Raw genomic sequence first — 229 nt, 5'->3', positions numbered from 1 at the left:
ACAGCATTTACAGAATCAAGGTATTCTTCGCCAAAACTTAAAATAATATTTCTATACTTAACAATTACTAATTCGGAAGTAAAAGATATATTATTCTTCAAAATCCTGTTATTAAAAATGATTTCAAGAAAAAGATGATTTACAAAAGACTGTCCTTTGGAAATAATATGATATTTATACTTTAAGGGTTTTAGCATATTTTTAGTGCTTATACTTATTTTTCATCTCA

At 24.0% G+C, this 229-nt stretch carries 1 protein-coding gene; it reads right to left on the bottom strand.

Annotation, left to right across the window (positions count from 1 at the left end):
* The coding region (locus SB773_RS35170; protein WP_410595244.1) for a hypothetical protein at window positions 1–197 on the bottom strand (197 nt) is incomplete at its 3' end.
* Between the last annotated feature and the right edge of the window lie 32 nt (window positions 198–229).

The sequence above is a fragment of the Bacillus sp. SIMBA_074 genome (assembly GCF_046534555.1).
GTDB classification, from domain to species: domain Bacteria; phylum Bacillota; class Bacilli; order Bacillales; family Bacillaceae_G; genus Bacillus_A; species Bacillus_A mycoides.
Note: the sequence above shows the minus strand (reverse complement) of the source record. Positions and strands in the feature narration are given on the sequence as shown.